Annotated in this window: 25 protein-coding genes; 6 read left to right on the forward strand and 19 right to left on the reverse strand. The window is 38.2% G+C overall.

Annotated elements, in window-relative coordinates; all coding sequences use genetic code 11:
* Positions 1-301 precede the first annotated feature (301 nt).
* Positions 302-3,424 (forward strand): lantibiotic dehydratase, encoded by a 3,123-nt coding sequence (locus tag R8G66_05985; protein ID MDW3191890.1) that lies wholly within the window; start codon positions 302-304, stop codon positions 3,422-3,424.
* A 308-nt stretch (positions 3,425-3,732) separates the two neighbouring features.
* Here R8G66_05985 and R8G66_05990 read toward each other — a convergent pair whose 3' ends face one another.
* Entirely contained in the window at positions 3,733-4,254 is a 522-nt protein-coding gene (locus tag R8G66_05990) for a hypothetical protein (GenBank protein ID MDW3191891.1), read from the reverse strand.
* A gap of 23 nt (positions 4,255-4,277) precedes the next feature.
* Between R8G66_05990 and R8G66_05995 the strand changes: the two genes are divergently transcribed.
* The 4 genes from R8G66_05995 to R8G66_06010 all read left to right on the forward strand — a co-directional run bounded on the left by R8G66_05995 (position 4,278) and on the right by R8G66_06010 (position 9,398).
* Complete coding sequence (locus R8G66_05995; protein MDW3191892.1) at positions 4,278-5,498, forward strand: lanthionine synthetase C family protein; 1,221 nt, start codon at positions 4,278-4,280, stop codon at positions 5,496-5,498.
* Between the two features lie 233 nt (positions 5,499-5,731).
* Complete coding sequence (locus R8G66_06000) at positions 5,732-6,550, forward strand: hypothetical protein (GenBank protein ID MDW3191893.1); 819 nt, start codon at positions 5,732-5,734, stop codon at positions 6,548-6,550.
* A 1,123-nt stretch (positions 6,551-7,673) separates the two neighbouring features.
* The gene (tnpA, locus tag R8G66_06005) at positions 7,674-8,111 is read left to right on the forward strand and encodes an IS200/IS605 family transposase (protein ID MDW3191894.1); all 438 of its coding nucleotides are present in this window, start codon (positions 7,674-7,676) and stop codon (positions 8,109-8,111) included.
* 345 nt (positions 8,112-8,456) lie between these two features.
* Entirely contained in the window at positions 8,457-9,398 is a 942-nt protein-coding gene (locus tag R8G66_06010; GenBank protein ID MDW3191895.1) for a restriction endonuclease, read from the forward strand.
* A 261-nt stretch (positions 9,399-9,659) separates the two neighbouring features.
* Here the strand turns inward: R8G66_06010 and R8G66_06015 are convergent, their stop codons facing one another.
* Positions 9,660-10,274, reverse strand: coding sequence for a hypothetical protein (locus R8G66_06015; protein MDW3191896.1), 615 nt, complete (start codon positions 10,272-10,274; stop codon positions 9,660-9,662).
* Between the two features lie 301 nt (positions 10,275-10,575).
* On the opposite strand from R8G66_06015, the gene R8G66_06020 reads away from it, so the two are divergent.
* The gene (locus R8G66_06020; GenBank protein MDW3191897.1) at positions 10,576-11,019 is read left to right on the forward strand and encodes a hypothetical protein; all 444 of its coding nucleotides are present in this window, start codon (positions 10,576-10,578) and stop codon (positions 11,017-11,019) included.
* A gap of 175 nt (positions 11,020-11,194) precedes the next feature.
* Here the strand turns inward: R8G66_06020 and R8G66_06025 are convergent, their stop codons facing one another.
* From R8G66_06025 to R8G66_06105, 17 genes are all read right to left on the reverse strand, one after another.
* Positions 11,195-11,710 (reverse strand): hypothetical protein, encoded by a 516-nt coding sequence (locus R8G66_06025; GenBank protein ID MDW3191898.1) that lies wholly within the window; start codon positions 11,708-11,710, stop codon positions 11,195-11,197.
* Positions 11,711-11,716: 6 nt separating this feature from the next.
* Complete coding sequence (locus R8G66_06030; protein ID MDW3191899.1) at positions 11,717-12,142, reverse strand: hypothetical protein; 426 nt, start codon at positions 12,140-12,142, stop codon at positions 11,717-11,719.
* Positions 12,143-12,162: 20 nt separating this feature from the next.
* Positions 12,163-12,696: a M15 family metallopeptidase gene (locus R8G66_06035; GenBank protein MDW3191900.1), complete on the reverse strand. Its 534-nt coding sequence runs from the start codon at positions 12,694-12,696 to the stop codon at positions 12,163-12,165.
* Positions 12,697-12,708: 12 nt separating this feature from the next.
* Positions 12,709-12,864 carry a hypothetical protein gene (locus tag R8G66_06040; GenBank protein MDW3191901.1) on the reverse strand — a complete coding sequence of 52 codons (156 nt, stop codon included), beginning with the start codon at positions 12,862-12,864 and terminating at the stop codon, positions 12,709-12,711.
* Positions 12,845-13,192 (reverse strand): hypothetical protein, encoded by a 348-nt coding sequence (locus R8G66_06045; protein MDW3191902.1) that lies wholly within the window; start codon positions 13,190-13,192, stop codon positions 12,845-12,847. Before R8G66_06045 ends, R8G66_06040 begins: the two co-directional genes overlap by 20 nt.
* Positions 13,193-13,195: 3 nt before the next feature.
* Positions 13,196-13,843 (reverse strand): hypothetical protein, encoded by a 648-nt coding sequence (locus R8G66_06050; protein MDW3191903.1) that lies wholly within the window; start codon positions 13,841-13,843, stop codon positions 13,196-13,198.
* 31 nt (positions 13,844-13,874) lie between these two features.
* The gene (locus tag R8G66_06055; protein ID MDW3191904.1) at positions 13,875-14,162 is read right to left on the reverse strand and encodes a hypothetical protein; all 288 of its coding nucleotides are present in this window, start codon (positions 14,160-14,162) and stop codon (positions 13,875-13,877) included.
* Between the two features lie 37 nt (positions 14,163-14,199).
* Positions 14,200-14,565: a hypothetical protein gene (locus tag R8G66_06060; protein ID MDW3191905.1), complete on the reverse strand. Its 366-nt coding sequence runs from the start codon at positions 14,563-14,565 to the stop codon at positions 14,200-14,202.
* On the reverse strand, positions 14,552-14,941 hold the full coding sequence (locus tag R8G66_06065) for a hypothetical protein (protein ID MDW3191906.1): 390 nt from the start codon (positions 14,939-14,941) through the stop codon (positions 14,552-14,554). The genes R8G66_06060 and R8G66_06065 overlap by 14 nt, the downstream gene beginning before the upstream one ends.
* 88 nt (positions 14,942-15,029) lie before the next feature.
* Positions 15,030-15,221: a hypothetical protein gene (locus R8G66_06070; protein ID MDW3191907.1), complete on the reverse strand. Its 192-nt coding sequence runs from the start codon at positions 15,219-15,221 to the stop codon at positions 15,030-15,032.
* 15 nt (positions 15,222-15,236) lie between these two features.
* Complete coding sequence (locus R8G66_06075; protein ID MDW3191908.1) at positions 15,237-15,926, reverse strand: hypothetical protein; 690 nt, start codon at positions 15,924-15,926, stop codon at positions 15,237-15,239.
* On the reverse strand, positions 15,923-16,396 hold the full coding sequence (locus R8G66_06080; protein ID MDW3191909.1) for a peptidoglycan-binding domain-containing protein: 474 nt from the start codon (positions 16,394-16,396) through the stop codon (positions 15,923-15,925). Before R8G66_06080 ends, R8G66_06075 begins: the two co-directional genes overlap by 4 nt.
* Before the next feature lie 53 nt (positions 16,397-16,449).
* A complete protein-coding gene (locus tag R8G66_06085; protein MDW3191910.1) occupies positions 16,450-17,040 on the reverse strand; it encodes a hypothetical protein in 591 nt (196 codons plus the stop codon).
* A 13-nt stretch (positions 17,041-17,053) separates the two neighbouring features.
* The gene (locus tag R8G66_06090; GenBank protein MDW3191911.1) at positions 17,054-17,557 is read right to left on the reverse strand and encodes a hypothetical protein; all 504 of its coding nucleotides are present in this window, start codon (positions 17,555-17,557) and stop codon (positions 17,054-17,056) included.
* The gene (locus R8G66_06095) at positions 17,554-18,009 is read right to left on the reverse strand and encodes a hypothetical protein (GenBank protein MDW3191912.1); all 456 of its coding nucleotides are present in this window, start codon (positions 18,007-18,009) and stop codon (positions 17,554-17,556) included. The genes R8G66_06090 and R8G66_06095 overlap by 4 nt, the downstream gene beginning before the upstream one ends.
* 173 nt (positions 18,010-18,182) lie before the next feature.
* Entirely contained in the window at positions 18,183-18,686 is a 504-nt protein-coding gene (locus R8G66_06100) for a hypothetical protein (GenBank protein MDW3191913.1), read from the reverse strand.
* Between the two features lie 71 nt (positions 18,687-18,757).
* A complete protein-coding gene (locus tag R8G66_06105) occupies positions 18,758-19,252 on the reverse strand; it encodes a lysozyme (protein MDW3191914.1) in 495 nt (164 codons plus the stop codon).
* Positions 19,253-19,295 lie beyond the last annotated feature (43 nt).

The raw sequence follows: 19,295 nt of genomic DNA on the forward strand, positions 1-19,295 counted from the left end.
GCTTGAAAGAATTTGGAATAGTTGGTATCATCAATAAGCGTATATCTATAGAACAGTTGTATCAGTTATAAATAAATTAGTGCCGCTCAAACGTGAGATGAATCATTTTCTCGAGGACATTAATTACCTTGAACCGATTTATTCCTAAATGACTTAAACCAAGATGACCAACAGTCTTTCTTGTTTAGAAAAGGCTTTCAATGCTAAAGTAATCATTAATGAATCTGCTGGACTTTCTTTCATTTTTCAAACTCCTTTTTCAACCTCAAGAAAATAGTTTTACTCTATAAACGGTAATTTCATGCAAACGCAAATAGAAGATTTAATCCTTAGGTCTTGCGTCTATCCCTTGGATAGTATAAATAAAATACCAAATAATGGATCATTAGACATTTTTATATCCGAATTGGTTAAGGATCAATATTTCATAAATTCAATTTTACATGCATCCCCTAGTTTACATCATGAAATTGATAAATTAGAAAAGGGTCAATTGGGCCCAGTAGAGGTTGAAAAACTTCATATCTCGTTGATGAAATACTACATCCGAATGTCAACAAGGTGTACTCCGTTTGGGGCCTTCGCCGGTTTAGTTCAAGGGGAGGTGGGAAACGAGAACAAAATCGAACTAGGTGAACAAAACGAAAATACTTTTTTTCACAGGCTCGATTACAAGTGTTTATATCGAATTATACGGTCTCTTATGAGAGATGACCAAATAAAATTCTCGGTAAAGTATTACCTTAATAACACCATCTATAAAGTAGGAGAAAAATACAGGTATTTTGAACCAATACTCGATCAAGATAATTTCTCTTTTCAACTATCAGAAATTAGCGGGAACGTTTTAGACGAGATTCTCAAACTGGATAAAACTGTTCCAGTAAAACTCTCCGAAATTCTAGACCATTTTACCTCCGAGGAATATTCAAAACACGAGTTAATTGAGTTTATTGATGAACTCATCAATAGTGGAATTTTGATCAGTGAATTAGAACCACGGGTTACTGAGACAGATTTTCTTCCAGTTCTTATCGATATTTTGAAAAGGACTAATGTTGAGAAACAAATAATAGATCATCTTGAAAATGCACAGGCAATCCTTAATACCAAAACTCAGCTAGACGAGGTAAAAATGAATGAGTTATTGAATCTTGTTCATTTTTTTGACCCAGAACAAAAATTAACCGACCTGATTCATTCGGATCTTTATCTATCAAAGAATCATTTAAAATTAGAGAAGGAGCTTGTACAGAATATTGTAAACAATGTTTCCATGTTAAATAACATTTCTGCCTTCAACAGTAATCCATTAATGGAAGATTTTGCAAGAAAATTGCAAGATCAATATGAAGGAAGTGAAGTCTCCCTGGTAGAAGCCCTGGATCCGGAAATTGGAGTTGGATATGAGTCGGATGATTCAGCCTCAAGAGAGCAGCCAAATCTTTTGAATGAACTAAATGTCATTTCAAAACCTGCATCAGAAGAAACGACACTAAATCATTTTCAACGATTCCAGCTAAAGAAATTCATTGATTCAACTTATAAAAGCCAGAAAACAATAAATCTTGATGAAGATGAGATAAAAAAAATGGCAAATGATCAGACTAAACCTGGTGATTATGCCAGTATGTTTCTCGTTGGTACCTTATTGAAAAATGTCGACTTAGATATTGATAATCGCTATGAATACGTCTTTGTTTTAAGAAATTTTATCGGTCCATCCGCTTCTATATTCCTAGGGCGGTTTTGCTGTGGGGATCAAAGCCTTACGGAGACTGTAAAAAAGTATTGTGAAGAGAATATAACATCAGAAGAGCATGCTTTTTCTGAAATAGTTCACCTTCCTACTCCAAAGATGGGAAACGTAGTAGCGAGACCGAAATTAAGAAAATACGAAATACCGATTATTACTCCTGGTTCTGTTTCTACTGAGGACCAAATACTTCTCTCAGATTTATTCATACAAATTCGAAATGGAGGTCTTGAATTAAGAAGTAAACGCTTAAACAAAAAAGTAATACCAAGACTAAGTAATGCCCATAATACAAGAGGAAGTAAAATACCTGTCTATAAATTTTTAGCAGATTTTCAACGCCATGGTTATTCTACTGGTTTCTATTGGGATTGGGGGTCCTTGGCATCTTACAAATACTTACCAAGGGTAGTATATAAAAATATAATATTAGAAAGGGCACGATGGATCATAGATCTGCCAAAAACTAAAAAAGGTCAGGAATCTGCATTTAACATCGAATCTTATGTAAAAGAGATTAGAAAGGAATGGGAAATACCAAGGCTCGTCACCATTGCTGAAGGAGATAACGAAATACTCGTGGATCTGGAAAACGAGAACTTATTAAAGGTTCTAAATGCCGAATTAAAAAGAAAAAAGAGTTTAATACTATACGAGAACCTGATTACCAGTAAGACCTCACCAATACAAAAAGGAAATTCTCAATACGCAAATGAATTAGTAATTCCGTTTAATATTCTTCACAATGAAAACAATGTAAGCAGTAATATAAGTGCCGAATCATCTGATGTGAAAAAAGTGTTCTACCCAGGTGATGAATGGACATTTATAAAGATATATACTGGGCATAATACTGCAGACGAACTTCTGATCCATGTAATCGAACCATATTTCGAATCCTTAATTAAGGATAAAAAAATTGAATCATGGTTTTTTATTCGATACCAGGATCCAGATCACCACCTCAGATTAAGATGGGCTAAATCAGACGGATCGGGGATTTACCTGGTGAAAGATATCCAAGAACAGATCAAGATAAATTCCATGATTACAAAGAAGGTTCAAGTAGATACCTATGTAAGAGAAATCGATAGATATGGAAAATCAATAGACCTCAGTGAGAGGATATTTAGTTTTGACAGTATCGCAACTGTTAAAATCCTTAAGATATTAGATTCTATTGATAACCCAGAATATTACAGGTGGCTGCTTTGCATGAGGAATGTAAACTCATTTCTTAATGATTGTGGTTATGATAATAACAACAAGCTTCAGTTTTTTTCTAACCTCGAAAAGAGCATGTCTGATGAGTTCATATCCAATAAGTCAATCATGAAGAATCTGAACAAAAAATACCGAGAAGAAAGTCAGACAATTTTCGGCTTCCTTAATCAGGATGATGATCACTTAAACGCTACGATGGTAGAGATATCAAATGTACTGGCCGAACGATCAAATCGTATTATTCCCATTATAAACGAGATAAAAAATCAATATCTCGCCAATCCATTTAAATTCCAAATGGTTGTAGGAAGCCATGTTCATATGATCATCAATAGATTTCTAAAGTCAGATCAAAGGAAACAAGAATGGGTTATTTATACCTTTATGTATAAATATTATAAATCTATTATAGGGAGAGAAAAACAAAAAAAGAGCCGTAATTAATTACATGCTCTTTATCAGCTTCAATTTTTAGCAAGTGGCACAACCCGTAGGGCAAGAAGTTGCATTGTTAGAATAGCACGTAGTGCCTGTTTGAACTCTCTTACAGAGATTAGGTGTCCAAAACAAAGTAACTGTTCCGCCATCTGGACCCGCTATAGCTTGATCACCACCCGATATAGCATTGGATTCCAATGATGAGATCGTCTTTTTACTTAGAGATAAACTCTTTAACTGCTTCTTTTTCATAATAATAATGTTTGAAAATAATTTTCCTAAATATCCATGTATCCCAAATAAATTAAAAACAATCAATGAATTAATTTCAAAATTGATTTTATTTGGCCGTGATGTGCAATATGATCTTCGAACGTATGATACAATAGAAAATAATTGTTTCCCATCGTGTTGAAGGGCTTTTTTGGGTGTTCATACAACCACTGATCATCCTTATTTTGCAGTTCATTTAGTGTAATATTTCTCACCCCTTCCCATAACTCAAAGTAGTACCTGGAATCATTGCCTCTTATAGAGGTAGCATCTATTGTTCCAGGCAAAGCATCCCCCCAAAGACTCATTTCACGCTCATCTAAGCGTCTATTAAAAAAAATAATGTTTTGATGCATCTTTTCAACTGCAATCATATGCTTAATTAAAGTTCCAATAGTGTTCGAATGATTCTCAACGGTAAAGTCTAATTGATCAATTTTAAGATTCAATATTTGTTTAATAATTAATAGCTTACTTAGTGTAAGTTGAGCAACTATTCCACCTATTAATGGCGAATAGTTTTTATTAGATCTTAACTCAAAAATCTCTTGAATATTATCCACAGCTTAAGAATGTTATATAGGGAATGAATGACGTGTTATCGAATAAAATTTTTGAAATCGAAAGAGCGATAAAAGCAAGAAATCAAAAGAAAAATGATATCTCACTTCTCAACGGAGATATGGGCATAGCCATATTTTATGCTGCTCTATATCGAGTTACAAAGGAGCAAAAATACTTAAATACATGTCATGAACTTGTAGACAGCTCGATTGACAAAGTGGCTCGAATGGAGCTCAACCCATCTTTTGTGACTGGATTTACGGGCATTGGATGGTCTCTCCAATATTTGATGAACAACAATTACCTGGAATCAACTGATCTTTTACAAGATTTAGATGCATATATCTATGACGCGTCAATAAATAAGCTAAGGGGCAAATACTACGACTTTCTCCATGGTGGTACGGGAGCTGCAGTCTATGCGATGGAAAGGGAGAATGACGAAGCCGTGGTTTTTCTAGAGACCTATCTAAAATATATTGATGAAATAAAAGAAGAGAATAAATATGGTTATGCATGGGAGGATTACACCTTCCCAAAGGGAAAAGACCATCTGCATGCTAGGGCTTATACATTGGGATTATCTCATGGAGTGCCAAGTATCATCATGGTCTTACTGCGAATTCATAAACTTGGGATCAACAATGAACTGACTAAAGATTTAATAACCGGAGGTCTAAACTGGATCAAAGCAAATAAAATAGAAAACGTTAATTCAATTTCCGAATATCCGAATTGCGTATATGACTCGGTAGGCACAATTGATGGACCTTCATTAATGAGGTGGTGTTATGGAGACATGGGTATTGCCCTGATGTATTGGGATTCGGGTAACATCTTAAATGAAGGTGACTGGATACAAGATGGAGAAGACTTAATGAGAAGAAACTTAAAACGAACTGATTTAATTGAACAAGATTTTTATGATGCAGGCGTTTGCCACGGAACAGCAGGTGTTGCACATATCTTCTCCAAATACCATGAAAGAACCAGAAATACAGAGTTTAAAGAAAAAGCCGATTTTTGGATGACACAAAGCCTTCAAGCGGCCAAACACGAAAAAGGTCCAGCTGGCTATAAGTTTCATAATGCCGCCGAAAACAACGGAGTATATTATAATAGATGGCGAAAAATGTATGGGCTTCTCAATGGTATAGCGGGTGTGGGTTTAGTTTTTTTAAGCCACTTGGAGCCTGCTCTAAATTGGGATAAAGCATTGTTAATTGATCATATATCTTCCTAAACTTCCGCTCGATTCAACTTCTCGCCTTCACCAAAATCTAACAAAAAAGCCCCAGATTTCTCTGAGGCTTTTGTCTTAGTAGCGGGAAAGTATGAAATCTCGAACTTTTTCGCGAATGATTTAAGACTCTTCTCGGGGTTTCTCGACCTTAATTCTAGCTTTTCAAAGTCATTGCTTGGAAGTAATTCAACTTCTGGCTCAGATATTCAAACAATTATTAGAGGGTAAGGGCGATGGATAGTGATAAAGAAACACTCTGGAATTTTATATTCAATTTTTTAATAAATCATATTTGGACATACAGATCCTTTTTATTGATCATAATAATTGGTGCGATGGTCAATAACTTGGAGCATAGTGCTGATCTTTATATGAAGATTAGTACCAAGGTCACTGAACTTCAGGCATACGCTGTTGTGATTATCTTCGATTTGATTGTGATCGCATTGATAGCTGTTGGAGATTCTAAAGCTTTTTTGTTCGCAATCAGTATTTTCCTAATCAATGAACTTGCATGGGATGGTGTGAATATATTCTATCAGATCGTCAGAAAAGCAAGTGATATTGAATATAGTATCGATGAACCTACAAAAGTTTACCTCACATTAATCGAGAGAGGAGTTACAATGTTAATTTACGGAAGCACCTTTGCTTTCACAGTGCATCACTTCAGTTTGTTGTTTAAGCAGCAAATATCCAAGCATACAAAACTTAACAGACTGCTAGCTGACCTTCGAAATCGATTAGCTGAAGCATCAGCTACAAGTGATGACCTGAGTAGAAGACAAGCTGAAAGTTTGGAGGCATTAGCTGAACTTGCTAAGAAGAATGATGAGTACCAACAGAACGAAAAAGAAAAGCTACAGCAGCTAGAGAATTTGCGTCAGCAAGTCAAGAATCTCTCAGCTAAAAACGAAGAACTAAATAACTACAGATTGGCAATTGAACAGGAACTAACCTGTATTTGCGGGCAAAGATTTGATACTCTGAGTCAGAAATTCGGACATCAACGAAAGTGCAAGGACCACAAGATCGCGAAAGATAGTACCTAATAGGGTCCTCAGAAGCAAACTATTGTTGAATACGAAAAAGTCAAGCAGGTTAAATGAAATAGAAATTGCTGTACGAGTTAGCTTTTGTTAGAATAGTATTTCTCTTTTTCATTTTGTCATGTAGTGGGGTGATATCAGAAAACAAGGAACAATGTTCTTTGTTTTTGAACGATGCTTTCTTGGTTGAATTGAATTCTACCCAACACTATCCCTGAAGCGATCAATATCCCTAAAAACGTCCATATTTACATTGAACTTGGTATTGAAATAACTATTTATTTGGTCATTCCAATATTTAGTGTTTGGAATTTCGATTATCACAATAATCAATAAAAGAATTCCAAAATAAATCGAATATAGATAGATTAATGCTGATAGAAATATGATCGTAATCCAATTCAGGTTTGACATTAGCCACCTCAACTTGAAAACAGAACGCGTATATGATTTAACCTTGTCTTCGTAAAGAATTTGGTTGACTTCATTCTTAATCTTCTCGGACCAGTATAGAATCAAAAAACAGCTCAGAATATATACTATTCCTATAACGAGAGTTAAGAAACTCAAATACATAAAAAGTTTTAGAATTGAAAGACCAAATAAGATTAGAAGTGTGCCATAGAAGCAAGTCAAAGTCGCCCAGTTAAATTCTGAAATACTTGAAAAGAACTTCCAAACATTTAACGATTTACGATTTAACATACTTGATAATATCTTTAATGTACAATATCAAAATGCTTAAAATCGTAGCACCTTTTAAAATGAAGTCAATTAGAAACAGGAACGCTTGATCAGAGTCAGAAAGAACTATTCCAGATTTGGCTGTAATCCATTGTAAGCTGAATTTTACGGCGAAGGTCGAACCTATAACCAAAATAGCAATACAGGTGTCCCAGATCAAATTTTCGATAAATACTTTTCTCTCCATTCCCTTTTATAAATAGCATACAAAGTAATAATTATAGTCATCAATATCTACTCAAGGTGAGAATTTGTGATTCGACAGTAGACCGTCTAACTGTTAATTCTCAGCGGACCGTTGTTTTTATTGGTCCCAGAAGGAGTTAAAACTATGCACTTTCAGTGCATCTCGCTTTAGCTTCTAAAAATCTTACCTTTGAGAGTGGCCGAGTATCAACGAAGCAATTCTCATAGCGTATCCAGATTGAGCGCTCATCTAGTTTGGTCGACGAAGTATCGTTATTCTATATTGAAGGGTGATATTCAAGTAAGATGTCGAAAGTTGTTGACTCAAATATGTGATTCTGAGGATGTTCGGATATTGAAAGGAGTAGTGTCACAGGATCACGTCCATATGCATATTGAGTACCCACCATCAAAATCAATTAGCAATCTTGTTAAACGATTGAAGGGAAGGAGTTCACTAATGCTACAACAAGAATTTCCAGATCTAAAGAAGCGATATTGGGGTCGACATTTCTGGGCGATAGGGTATGGATGTTGGAGCACTGGAAATATTACCGATGAAATGCTTGATGAGTATTTGGAGCATCATCGCAGGTCAGATGAAGATGATCAGTCAAATTTCATAATAGAGTAGAATTAGAGACTTTCAGTCTCGCGGAAACTATGGACTTCAAGTCCATAGTGGTTTATTTAATTTCATATATTTGATAAAACAGCAATTCAAATCAATGGAAGGCAAGCTATGAAATTGTGAATGATCACGGTGTTATTTGATTGTATGTCACAATACCTCGATGTTGAAAGCAATGTGTATGATAAAGATGGGATCGAATGTTCCACGTACGATAAGGATACTGAAATTTGTATAGAACCAGAAAACGGCATATTTGACCTGTATTTTACCGAGGAAATAAATGGTTTATGTTATGTGAAAAGTAATGAATGATTTAATTGTTGGTTGATTTTTTGAATAGAATGTATGTTTCAATTTGATGAGATTCCTAACGGGAATTTGCTCACACCAAGGTTAAGTAAATGGTTAAATAATGAGCAAAATCATGACTTAGATGGATTGAAGGATTTAGTCTTTGACTTCATCATCGAAAATGAAGAAAAACGAAATCCCAATATTGACTTTGATGAAATTCCAATCAACGCCATGAACGTCGCTTTTAATATCGTAGAGGACTTGATTTTCAAACTGGAGGTGAATCCCATAAACTGTGAGCGACTAAAGAGCTACATTAATGGAATACACAGTTATCATGCATTTGACAGGTTATTGACAGATTTTGAAGATTTACTATCCATTGATGAGAAAATATCAATATTAAAAGAAGGTAAGAAAATCTTTGTCCCAGAGATAACTACTAATTGGGATGATGTTTTTAATCAGTGTTTTTCTTCATTACTAGTACAAGGCATTATTACCCCAGATTCAAAAACAATGGAAGGGAAAATCATTAAAGCGATGAGTATTCCTTGGAAAATGATTGTAGATATCCTTTCAAGTCATTGGGAATACGCCTTTAAAATTCCACCCGAAAAATGGGAAGAACTCATTGCCGGAGCTTTTGATCAATCCGGTTATGATGAAGTCATTTTAACTCCTAGGTCTGGTGATCATGGGCGAGATGTCATAGCCTCGAAAAGAGGTATAGGTTCAATAAGGATTGTTAGTTCTGTAAAAGCTTATCAGCCTGGTCATCTTGTAAGGTATGATGATGTTCGCGCTTTACTTGGGGTTTTGAATGGAGACCAAAAAGCCTCAAAAGGAATAATTACAACCACAACTGATTTCCCAAGTAATTTACTGAATGACCCTTTCATTGCTCCATTCGTTCCATATAGATTAGAATTAATGAATGGCATTACTTTACAAAAATGGTTTAGAGAAATAAGTAAGAATTATAGTTCTTGAATCACAACAACACAATAATAAAATACAGCCTTTGATAGGATGTTTAGCTTAAACCAGCATTGAACATATCAAATCCCAAATCACTATTGAAGGAAGACATTGCGAAAAATGCTCATGACCAATTTTTCAAATTGAACTGTCACTTCTTAATCACCTATTATTCCATTTTATCAAATAAATTATGTGATTGAAGCATAGCTCTGAAAAGTATAAAGCATCATTACTCAAAAATCAGAGCCTAGCCTTAAACGTATTCGATTATTACAAATTCACATCTATACTCAGCACTTCTGTTGTTACTGGAAATTTATGGTGAAATATTTTTTCATCTTGGAAGCCACTTTCATACTTTGAAATGACAACTAGAGGGTTCATCAATAATTGTTCTGTGCACAACCCATTTCTTATTTCAATCTTTTTGAGATGTTGTCTTGGGTCAAAATGTAAGGGAAACTCTATCGCACAGGTATAAGTAGCATAAGCTAGAAATTCATTATTAGCGTCACGTACACAATTTTTGCCTTTTATCCGGTAAAAATGTTCACCCAAATCCATAAGGTACACATCTATTGACCCGTCTGAGTTTGGCAGATTCAGCGTATTAAACACTCCATTCCGAATTACACTATGAGTCACGCTTCCAGGGCGTATTATACTAGCTTCAAATGTATCATTAATTATTTCTCTTGGCGGAAATGTTGAATTACTGATCCCACTTATGCGGAATGCTACATTTGATCCTTCTGGAAGAAATATCGGTTCATCGTTTTGGCCAATTAATTGGAAGTCTACTCCTCGGAATGAACTTAATATCAAAGAGAATATAGGGGCTTCAAAAGAATCAGTTATTTTGGAAAGTAGCTCTAAGTTATTCATAGCATTAATTGTTTGTAGTTATTGATTTTTGGAGAAATGATCTTCTCGATTTAATTAGAAACTACTTATTGCCTTCTATATTGTAAATCCTGAAGATGAAGCTTATTCTTCATTGACTTCCATCGCATCACTATCACGAGCCAATCTCATTCCAGATGTCAAATATTTTAGTTAACATCACGGAAATTAAATGATAACTAACTCATAAAGAATCATCAAAAAATCAATAAGTGATAAAGGTAAAGAAGGAGAACAAGCCTTTAAGGTATGGCTGGATGGCCAAGGCCTCGGCTACTTATGGGTGAAACAAGATAAAGATGAATTCCCAACACTATTTCAGAACAATGTTGCTAAAAGGCCCGACTTCCTGGTACTAATCGATAGCATTGGCATGATTGCCGTAGATGTAAAGAATTATAAGCTCTCAAAGGACAAGTGCTATACCTTGAAATTAGAGACAGAGGTTTTGCCTGCACTCAACTTCGAGCGTCTTTTCAGAATTCCCGTTTGGTATGCTTACTACGATGAAAAGGATGAAAACTGGTACTGGATCAGTGCATTGAAGGCTATCAGTAAAGATTTAGGCGAGAAAAGAGAGAATCAAGATAGTGGAGAATATTTTCTCGCAATCAAACGAAAGGAATTTGTGAAAATTGGGGAAAATGACGATTTAGGTAAGCTCTACACTCTTAGAGTAGGCAATGGAGAGTTTGACCTAAACGTTTTAGCAGGTAATAAGTCTTAGTGCTTCATTGCCGGACAGTCCGATAGTTACCTATGGACGCTTTTTTACTTCAAACTGCAGAATAGTGAATTGGCATCGTAAGACTTTTCATTTCACTACCTTCGAAAATCTCACAGCGTAAAAAATGGATCAAAAAGATCAATATCTCCATTAAAAAACTTAACTGAAAGCTATCTCACCCAACAACGACTGCCAAAAACTCCTTGATCAAAGGTAAGTCAGGGACCAATTTTAGGTTGTTAATATCAATTATCTGATATGAGATCGGGATTGAAACCCCGGTATCGATACTATGGAGTGAAATGACTACACCTTGTGCATCAAGATCATGTTGAATAATTACTTCTTTGGCTAAATATAGATACCCGTTATCTACCAGGTTATCTTGAAGATTGCTATTGCTGAGGGTAAGCCTGGTGTTTGATGCTTCTAAGGTTGCTTCCCAAACTGTATTGTTTTGATCGTTAATTGCGTCAGTAGAGCCATTGATGAGAATTGTGTCATGTCTGTTAACCATACCGGTGATATTCCCCCCAATAACAAGCTGTCGGTCAATCACAGAGAGGATCTCAAACGACTCAGACAGGGTGATGATTTCGGTGAATTTCCTTACTACGGCTGCAGATGAGTCCGAATTATCTTCTTGAGGAGAATGGCCACGAATGAATCTGGTGGATTTGAGATTTCGCATGAAAGTTTATTCTGGTAGTTGCTGAGCAGTCTGATAATACTGTACTCTTAGGGCCACACCGGTAACCAGGTTAATTGCCTGAAAAGCCTGCAAATTGGATTTGCCTACCAGTTCGTAGATATCCTGATGACCTAGTCCAAAGCCAGAGTTTTCTGAAGGTGGAGTTCCATTTTCTTTAAAACGAAGAAGAATGGAAGTTGTCAGGGTAAGAGAAGTATTTTCTACCATCAAAGTCGCTGAAACTGCCTCGGATGGTGGGTTTAGAGATTTTGTACTGATCTCATCGAAGGAGATATCCTCGTATCCTCCATTTTCCTCGGAGATGGCCACCGTCCCTTTTTCCTTTCCAACGATGGTAATCAACTCTTCCATGAAGTCAAGCATTAGAGCAAAATTACCATTGGGATAAGGGTTTGCTTTTTGTTGTGCCATTGTCTGTATTGAATAATAATTTAAGTTGTGAAATTTCCAGTCGCTAAGAATTGGTCATAGCGTTGAGCAATCGAATAACCTTGCAAATCCTGGAAATGAGGCTTATCCTTTATTGACTTCCATCTGCCACCCCATTGGAGTCCAAGGCTTTCTCCTAATCGACCGATAATTTCCCAATTGGGATTCTCCCAGATTGGCACTCCATTTCGAAACTCAACAACATCAACCGCTCTTCGGTAGTTATGCGCACTTTGACCACATTTGGCATTGGTTACGATTTTACCAGGCAGGGTTCGACCCTTAGCATACAGTTCGTTTTGCTCCTCACAATCTCGATGCGCTGAAATCACTCGAAGCTCTATTCCCTCATTTCTTGCCTTGATTAGGAGTTTCCGTACTTTGGCTCTGAAGTCAGCCTCCAGGGTCAAGAGTAAAAGGTTGGTCTTATAATCAAAAGACCTGTATAAGGCTTTCCTGGACAGATAGAGCGTAACAGCGACCCCTACGACCAGGAATGACACACCACCATAAATATGATTCTTCTTGACCAACATTGGAGAATACTCTTATTGGTGTTCTCTCTTACTCTGACATTTACACTTGCCCTTCTTGCCTTCCTGGTACATCTTATAGAATTTGATGCTCATGTAGGTGATGTTAAGGATAAGAGAAGCACCGATGAGGAAGTTCATCGGTGTGCTGTTACTCTGTTGATTGGCCATTTTTTAGTTTGTTAAGTTCACTTTCCAGTTCCTGATTTCGCTGCTCCAGCTTCGAGATGAGTTCTTCGAGTTCATCGTTCCTTTTCTTTTCATCTTCAACCGACTTTTCCAACTCATCAATCCGCTCTTTCTGCCGCTGCATTTGCTCTTTCAGTTCTTGAGAAAGCTGCAAGAAGCTGGAGACCACTTCCTTGTTGGCCTGGGCAAAAAAGTTACTGGCCTCAGCATGCTTCAGCTTCTTGTCACTTCTCCATTTGATGATAGAATCGATCAACATCCAAAGCCCTTTTGCTCCAAGGATGATTCCGGTAATCTTGATGTAGTCCATTGCTTAGGTGTCTGGTAATAAGAATCCACCACCCTCATCTTCCGGTGGTTCTTTGCCCGTGATTCCATTCCATTGTTCGCTGATCGTCACATAATCACCACCCTCATTGTCTTCGGTAGCAAGTATGATATCACCGATACTTACGGCCAATCCATCACCACCGTCACTGTCTCCAATAAAGCCAGCACCGCTTACGGTGTAGAGATCTCCTTTTTTTGCTGCGGGAAACGGAGGGGAAGTTGAGGCATCGATGGTCCCTTTTAGCGTAACTCCTCCTGCAATTTCAAGGGAAGCACCAGAGCTAATAAGTGTAACCATCTGAAATTGAACACCATCGTATTTAAGGTCATAGATTGGGTCCAAACTCAAGTCACCTGCAACCAGGTCTCGCAGTGTATTATTGACAATCTTTTTGATCGCTATATTGCCTAATCCATTCACGTTCAGGGAAGCCGTATCGGTATTGGTTTGATGAAACTTCACCTGTAAGGATAGACCTGCTTTGTATGCAGTTAATGGAGGATCAAGGTTCAATATGTAATCATTGCCTAACCCAACTGTCTGCCCAAATCCTCCAGCTGTATTCTCTACTGGAATGTCACCCACCAGGTTAACATCCTTTAAATCTATGTCGCTTTGATATCCGCTCATTCACTTAATTTTTCTTGCGTTACCTTCCTTTTTAGTTGATTGCGGCGACGATTAGCAGGCCGGAAAGTCCTATGAGTAACCATTTCTTCTGCCGCTTTGACTTTTTTAATTGACGATCTCGCTCCTCAATATGCTCAGTAAGAGAAAGCACACTTTGATCAAGGTTTTTAGTAACCTGATCTTTTAAATCAATGGTCGCATTCAAATTGCTGATCTGTTTATCCTTGACTTCCATTAAGGAATACAGCCGTTGATTCTCAGTTGATAGACTTATTGCTATAGAATCGCTATAAATTCCTTCGGTAATGATTTTTGCCAACTCTCGGGATTGCGGGAGATTAAAGCAAAAAAGCGTGTCACTCTCCAGTATTTCGACGATGGGTTTCAAGGTTTGCGAAAAACTGCAAAAGCTCATCACCATCGTAATGATCAATAACTTCAATTTTCTCATTTCTCTGTTGTTTTAATTCATGAATAATTTGCTTCTCTGTGACCAGAAGATGGACGAGGCAATCAGCCTGAATGACCAAATGAAGATTCATCGAATCCAGGGCTTGACTTAATTGCTGAAGCGAATCATTTGTTTGCTTCATGAGCAATAACTCTTCTTCGTAATTAGGCAAAGCAACCTGGTTCGAACCATCTACATCAATAAGGAATTCCCAGCCTACCCAAAGGTTGAAAAGGATTCCAAGGATCAGGAGGTACTTACTTCTCTTCATCGCTTTGGTCAGTTGAGTCACTTCCAGATGTTTGAACCTTTTTTAGTCTTTTGTCCAGAAACTGGACCGTCTGATCGATAAGCAGCTTATGAAAGATCATGGCAAAGAGCAAAGCCTTGAATAGCTGTTCTATCAACTCCGGATCTTTTCCTCGAATGAAAAAGAGTGCCACTCCGTAAAGAACTCCGATGATCAGCGTCCGGTAACGGGTCTTTAATTTGACCTTGAAGATCTTGAAAAAGAAGGCTTTCGATTTGGGCTGGTTTGCCCCATAGGTCAATAAGATGAAGGTAATGATGTATGACCAGTCAAGGCTGATCATGTACTGCATTACAAACTCCACTAGTTGACTGATCATTGATTGTTGTAATTCCATTTTTTACTCGTTTAGTTATTTATAGATTTATTTACATGTAGACATATACACTTCTAGATTACTCCGATGAGAAAGGATTTGTCATCGATCATTGTTGCCCCATCACTCCTCTGATGACAAAAAAGGCCACTGATCCAGCAATGATGGTCCCTAACAAGTACATCGAGGTTCTGATCAATGTTTTGTCTGTCAGGGTAACAGTGACCTCTGTTTTTAACCCGTCATCATCAACTAATGAATCCAGGATGTTTTTAAAACTTGTTTTCTTTGTTGACCTCATACTTTGACTTGCTAATTAGGTCCGAACAATTACCTGTTCTGTAACATGGTTACTCATTCTGTAGCGGTTGAAGGTATTTTCATCCACTGTATCTGATCCAAGGTGTTTTTGAACCTTAGCGAGTGTCTTATCATCAAAAGCGCCTGATATCTTTCCGAAATAACCGTAGTTGCGCATCAACCAGACTTGAAGACGTTCAACCCGTGGACCGGTACTACCAGCTCTTAATGGAAACTCATCCGCTTCAGGAACAGAGAGTTCAAGATCATCATACTGCTCGCTAACCTCCAGCTCCTCATAGATCAAATCTCCTTCAACTTCACCTAAATCAACTGCTCCAACTTTGTCCGGTTCTTCAATGAAACTGCTCTCGCTTAAAGCTTCATCTTCTATTAGCTGATCAGCATAAACCAGTTCATCACTTACCTTGAGACTTTCTTTTGAGCTTGCTGGAGTTGACTTCTTTTTCCCGCTCAAATTGGCTCCTGAGTTGGCCCTGGAGTTAGTATTTAGTTTACTAATTGTTGGCCCCTTAATTACTTTCTCTTTAATAACTGGACCTGACTCATTAACCGTGTCCTTTGTATTTTCCTCATCCTGTTTGTTTTCGTCATCCTCTTCTTTAAAGACCAGGTAGGTAATAAATCCTAACCCCAGAATTCCACCAAGAAGGCAACCGGCTTTGATTAAATCTTTATTTGTCATGATCCTATGAATTTTAGTGCGTTTTTAATTCCTATTAAGTCCGTAGTGCTGAACCTTTCTTTTCCCAATTTCTTTTTAGCCGCCGCCTGAGTCAATGCTCCGAATTGACCATCAATACCATCCCGATTTCGCCCACTTTTCCCAATATCCATTTTAAGTGCCTTCAGGTAGCGTTGAAGAATACTTACATCAGGATGACAGGTACCATAAGTCAATGGATATTGCTGATTGATACATTTAAACCCTTTGTTATTGGCTGTCTCAGCGGGATTGGAGGATGGAGTTTTGATATGAGCTTCTTTCCTCGATTTCTTTTTCTTCTCTAAATACCAGTAGGCAACTCCACTGCCTGCCAACAAGATGAGCGTCCCACCAATCCAGAAGACTTTACTATCCAGTTTGAAGTGTTCACCATTTGATCGAGTGGCTTTTGATTGCTTTGATGCTGTTTTAGTCTTTGATGAAGTCATGCTTTTTTTCGTGCGTGTTCTTTTAATCCTTAGTCGTTTTTTCCAACTGCTTTTTATGCAAACCGGTAGTTAGGTAAGCGCTTCACCGGCTGATGAACATAGTTGTTCAATTCACTTTTGCTCAAAAAACCATTGAGGTATTCCCACAGGTCTTTTTTGTATTTCACCCAAAAAGCTCTGGAGAGCGTAGCTACCTGCACTTTATCCTTCAATCGCTTCTGGAATATCGTTTTTACGGCTTGCTCATCATCATTGGCCCACCAGGAAGAACCTTTGGCCTCATACAAGGTCTGAGCCAGTTGACTGGCCTCGGATGGATGGAGCAACTGGATCCTTTTTGGCTTTACCCATCGAACAACATCCTGTTCGTAGTTCATGTCAAATGGATTATTCCAGTTGGGTTCTGAAAGCGTGGAACCTATAGCTGTTCCGGTGCCTGTCCCTGTTGATCCGCTTTTATTCTCCTTTTTAGTCTTAATTCGGTTTGTTGGTCCTTTTGCCCGATAAGAATGATTCTTCTCCGTAAAGAATAAGAAATAGATCAGTGCTCCGGTACCAAGTGCTGCGGATGCTCCTCCGATAACCCACCAGAGGGTGTTATCTTTTTGTGGTGTGCTCCCGTTTAATGCTTTGACCTTGTTCATCTTCATTGCTTTTCTAGGCTGTTCTGTATGCTGGAAGTGGTCTGACAATACGAAGGATAGTATCGATTTCCTTGCTGTCCAATCGCTCACTCAATTGATCGATCAAATTGATACCATACCGATTGAAGTAAGCGGAAGCCAATTGCGAGACCTGTACCTTGTCCTTGAGCTTCCTGAATGCGGCATAGACCTGCTTTTCATCATCACCGCCAGTCCACCAACTTCCCCAGGCGTTATGGATTTGATTCGCGTATTCATTGATCACTTCATTCTTCAGTGTTAAGATCTGCTTTGGTGTGCTGGAAAGGACTTCATCCTTGTAGTGAAGGTCAAAAGCCTTTTCTGAAAGCAAGCCTGAAGTGGCAGGTTTCAATTGCCTGTTGATCTCTTTGATGATCTCTGCAGCCAGCCTGTCACGCTGCTTGGTGCGATGTGATACATAAATCATCGCAAGGCAACCCATGGCCGTGACTACCCCTCCGGCGATCAATACATGCTGCTGATTTCTTTTCTTCATCCCTTTAGCAGTTGAGTACTTAGTTTGGTTGCCCTTCCCGCCGGAGTTAGCATCGCCAGATCACTGATGTCCTTGTTCCTGAAGGTATTGATCAGTAAGATCAGTATTAAAAGAGTCGTACCTCCAAGTAATATTGGAGCGCCAACAGAGACAATTTTGGTCATGTTCTTACCAAGTCCTAAAAGGTTTCCTCCAATACCTGACAAGTCCGCAATGGCCCTGGTGGAAGCATTGGAAACATCCATATCATGTCGCTTGAGCCACTTGTTAAAGTCAGCATTGGTGGTACAGGAAACAGCACCTACCTCTGCCCAGGTAACCAACCAAATGGTTCTGGCATTATCCCTCCCGACAGATTTTCTCAAGTCCTCGTAATAGGATTTCCAAAGCTCACAGGGACTTCCTTTTCCAGGGATGAAATAAGTGCTGTTGCCTACATTTAATTGTCTCATGTTTCTTTAATTGCCAGACTTCAGTCTATTTTCTTCAAGAAGCTTTTTAATGCGGTCCTTAAAAGCTTGCTCCTTTTTTAAAGCCTCTTCCTTATCATATTGCAGGTAGAGTTGCCTCCCCAAGAAGAACCCGACTGCTAAAGACATAATGGTTCTCATAAGCCTAAACCTTCTTAATTGTTTTCACTTGCCTTGAATAAGTTCTCTGAAGGAATACCAAGCTCCTGAAGCCATGCAGGCACATCAAAGGCCGGGTTATGCTGGTCTTTCTTGGCCGGAACCTGATCCCATCCCAATACCTGAATTTTGGGGAAGCGCTTCACATAGAATTGGACCACTGAAGCCAACGTCTCTTTTTGTTCTTCGCTTCGAGTATCTTTGGGTTTGGTTCCCTTTTTATCCATCCCACCGACGAAGGCCAGGATCTTCGTTTTCCCATTAAGGCCATTGACTCCATCGGAAAAACCCCACAGATCTACTTCATTGGGATTCTCTTCCTGGATAATCGTTTCCAATGTACCATCAGGCTGGACTAAATAGTCATAACCTGGACGGTTAAACCCATGGCCACCAAGGGCCACGGATTGTGTATGTTGTTCAATGATTACGGCTTTGGTTACCGGTTTTCCGGCTCCGGTTTGCGTACTGGTGATGATTAAATAATCCGGGTTTTGCATTGCTTTATTTTTTGCTTTGAATTCTTTTTTATTCGATTTCGATTGATCAGGAGCCTTAGAGGACCAGAGGTCTATTTGTGCTTGAATAGAAAAATGTTCTTCTCATCAACGCCAATGGATCGAAGCCAAGAAGGAACATCGTAATTGGGACAAGTCTTATTGGTATTAGGTGCCTGATAATGCCCCATCACCTTGATATCGGGATGCCTTAGAATCATGTATTTGATGTAGGTTTCCTCCGCTACTTTTTGGGCTTTGGTACGCGTATCCTTGTTGTTCCCTAATCGGTCCAGGCCTCCCACATAGGCATAGTGTCTGGAAACTCCGTTGATGCCTCTTGCTCCATTTGAAATTTCCCAGGAGTCAACTTCATCATCCTGATCAAAAGGAAGAAGGTTGTGAAGGCTTCCATCCAGATAGATCATATCAGAATAGCCAGGCTTTTTCCAGCCAAAACCCCCTCTGTTAACAGGATCGGTATGCCATGCCAGAACGTCTTCAGTGGTATAGTTTCGCCCTTCACGGGTGAGTAAGCAATGTGCTACAAGGTATTTCAATTTTGCCATGATAGTTTTTATTGTAGTTATTGTTTCAGGGTCGCACTAGCGA

Source organism: Cytophagales bacterium, assembly GCA_033344775.1.
Lineage (GTDB): Bacteria > Bacteroidota > Bacteroidia > Cytophagales > Cyclobacteriaceae > JAWPMT01.

Coding starts and splice junctions, on each gene's coding strand:
- R8G66_05985 (MDW3191890.1), top strand. CDS start 302: ATGCAAACGCAAATAGAAGATTTAATCCTTAGGTCTTGCGTCTATCCC.
- R8G66_05995 (MDW3191892.1), top strand. CDS start 4,278: ATGAATGACGTGTTATCGAATAAAATTTTTGAAATCGAAAGAGCGATA.
- R8G66_06000 (MDW3191893.1), top strand. CDS start 5,732: ATGGATAGTGATAAAGAAACACTCTGGAATTTTATATTCAATTTTTTA.
- R8G66_06010 (MDW3191895.1), top strand. CDS start 8,457: ATGTTTCAATTTGATGAGATTCCTAACGGGAATTTGCTCACACCAAGG.
- R8G66_06015 (MDW3191896.1), bottom strand. CDS start 10,274: ATGAATAACTTAGAGCTACTTTCCAAAATAACTGATTCTTTTGAAGCC.
- R8G66_06025 (MDW3191898.1), bottom strand. CDS start 11,710: ATGCGAAATCTCAAATCCACCAGATTCATTCGTGGCCATTCTCCTCAA.
- R8G66_06030 (MDW3191899.1), bottom strand. CDS start 12,142: ATGGCACAACAAAAAGCAAACCCTTATCCCAATGGTAATTTTGCTCTA.
- R8G66_06035 (MDW3191900.1), bottom strand. CDS start 12,696: ATGTTGGTCAAGAAGAATCATATTTATGGTGGTGTGTCATTCCTGGTC.
- R8G66_06040 (MDW3191901.1), bottom strand. CDS start 12,864: ATGGCCAATCAACAGAGTAACAGCACACCGATGAACTTCCTCATCGGT.
- R8G66_06045 (MDW3191902.1), bottom strand. CDS start 13,192: ATGGACTACATCAAGATTACCGGAATCATCCTTGGAGCAAAAGGGCTT.
- R8G66_06050 (MDW3191903.1), bottom strand. CDS start 13,843: ATGAGCGGATATCAAAGCGACATAGATTTAAAGGATGTTAACCTGGTG.
- R8G66_06060 (MDW3191905.1), bottom strand. CDS start 14,565: ATGAAGAGAAGTAAGTACCTCCTGATCCTTGGAATCCTTTTCAACCTT.
- R8G66_06065 (MDW3191906.1), bottom strand. CDS start 14,941: ATGGAATTACAACAATCAATGATCAGTCAACTAGTGGAGTTTGTAATG.
- R8G66_06070 (MDW3191907.1), bottom strand. CDS start 15,221: ATGAGGTCAACAAAGAAAACAAGTTTTAAAAACATCCTGGATTCATTA.
- R8G66_06075 (MDW3191908.1), bottom strand. CDS start 15,926: ATGACAAATAAAGATTTAATCAAAGCCGGTTGCCTTCTTGGTGGAATT.
- R8G66_06080 (MDW3191909.1), bottom strand. CDS start 16,396: ATGACTTCATCAAAGACTAAAACAGCATCAAAGCAATCAAAAGCCACT.
- R8G66_06085 (MDW3191910.1), bottom strand. CDS start 17,040: ATGAACAAGGTCAAAGCATTAAACGGGAGCACACCACAAAAAGATAAC.
- R8G66_06090 (MDW3191911.1), bottom strand. CDS start 17,557: ATGAAGAAAAGAAATCAGCAGCATGTATTGATCGCCGGAGGGGTAGTC.
- R8G66_06095 (MDW3191912.1), bottom strand. CDS start 18,009: ATGAGACAATTAAATGTAGGCAACAGCACTTATTTCATCCCTGGAAAA.
- R8G66_06100 (MDW3191913.1), bottom strand. CDS start 18,686: ATGCAAAACCCGGATTATTTAATCATCACCAGTACGCAAACCGGAGCC.
- R8G66_06105 (MDW3191914.1), bottom strand. CDS start 19,252: ATGGCAAAATTGAAATACCTTGTAGCACATTGCTTACTCACCCGTGAA.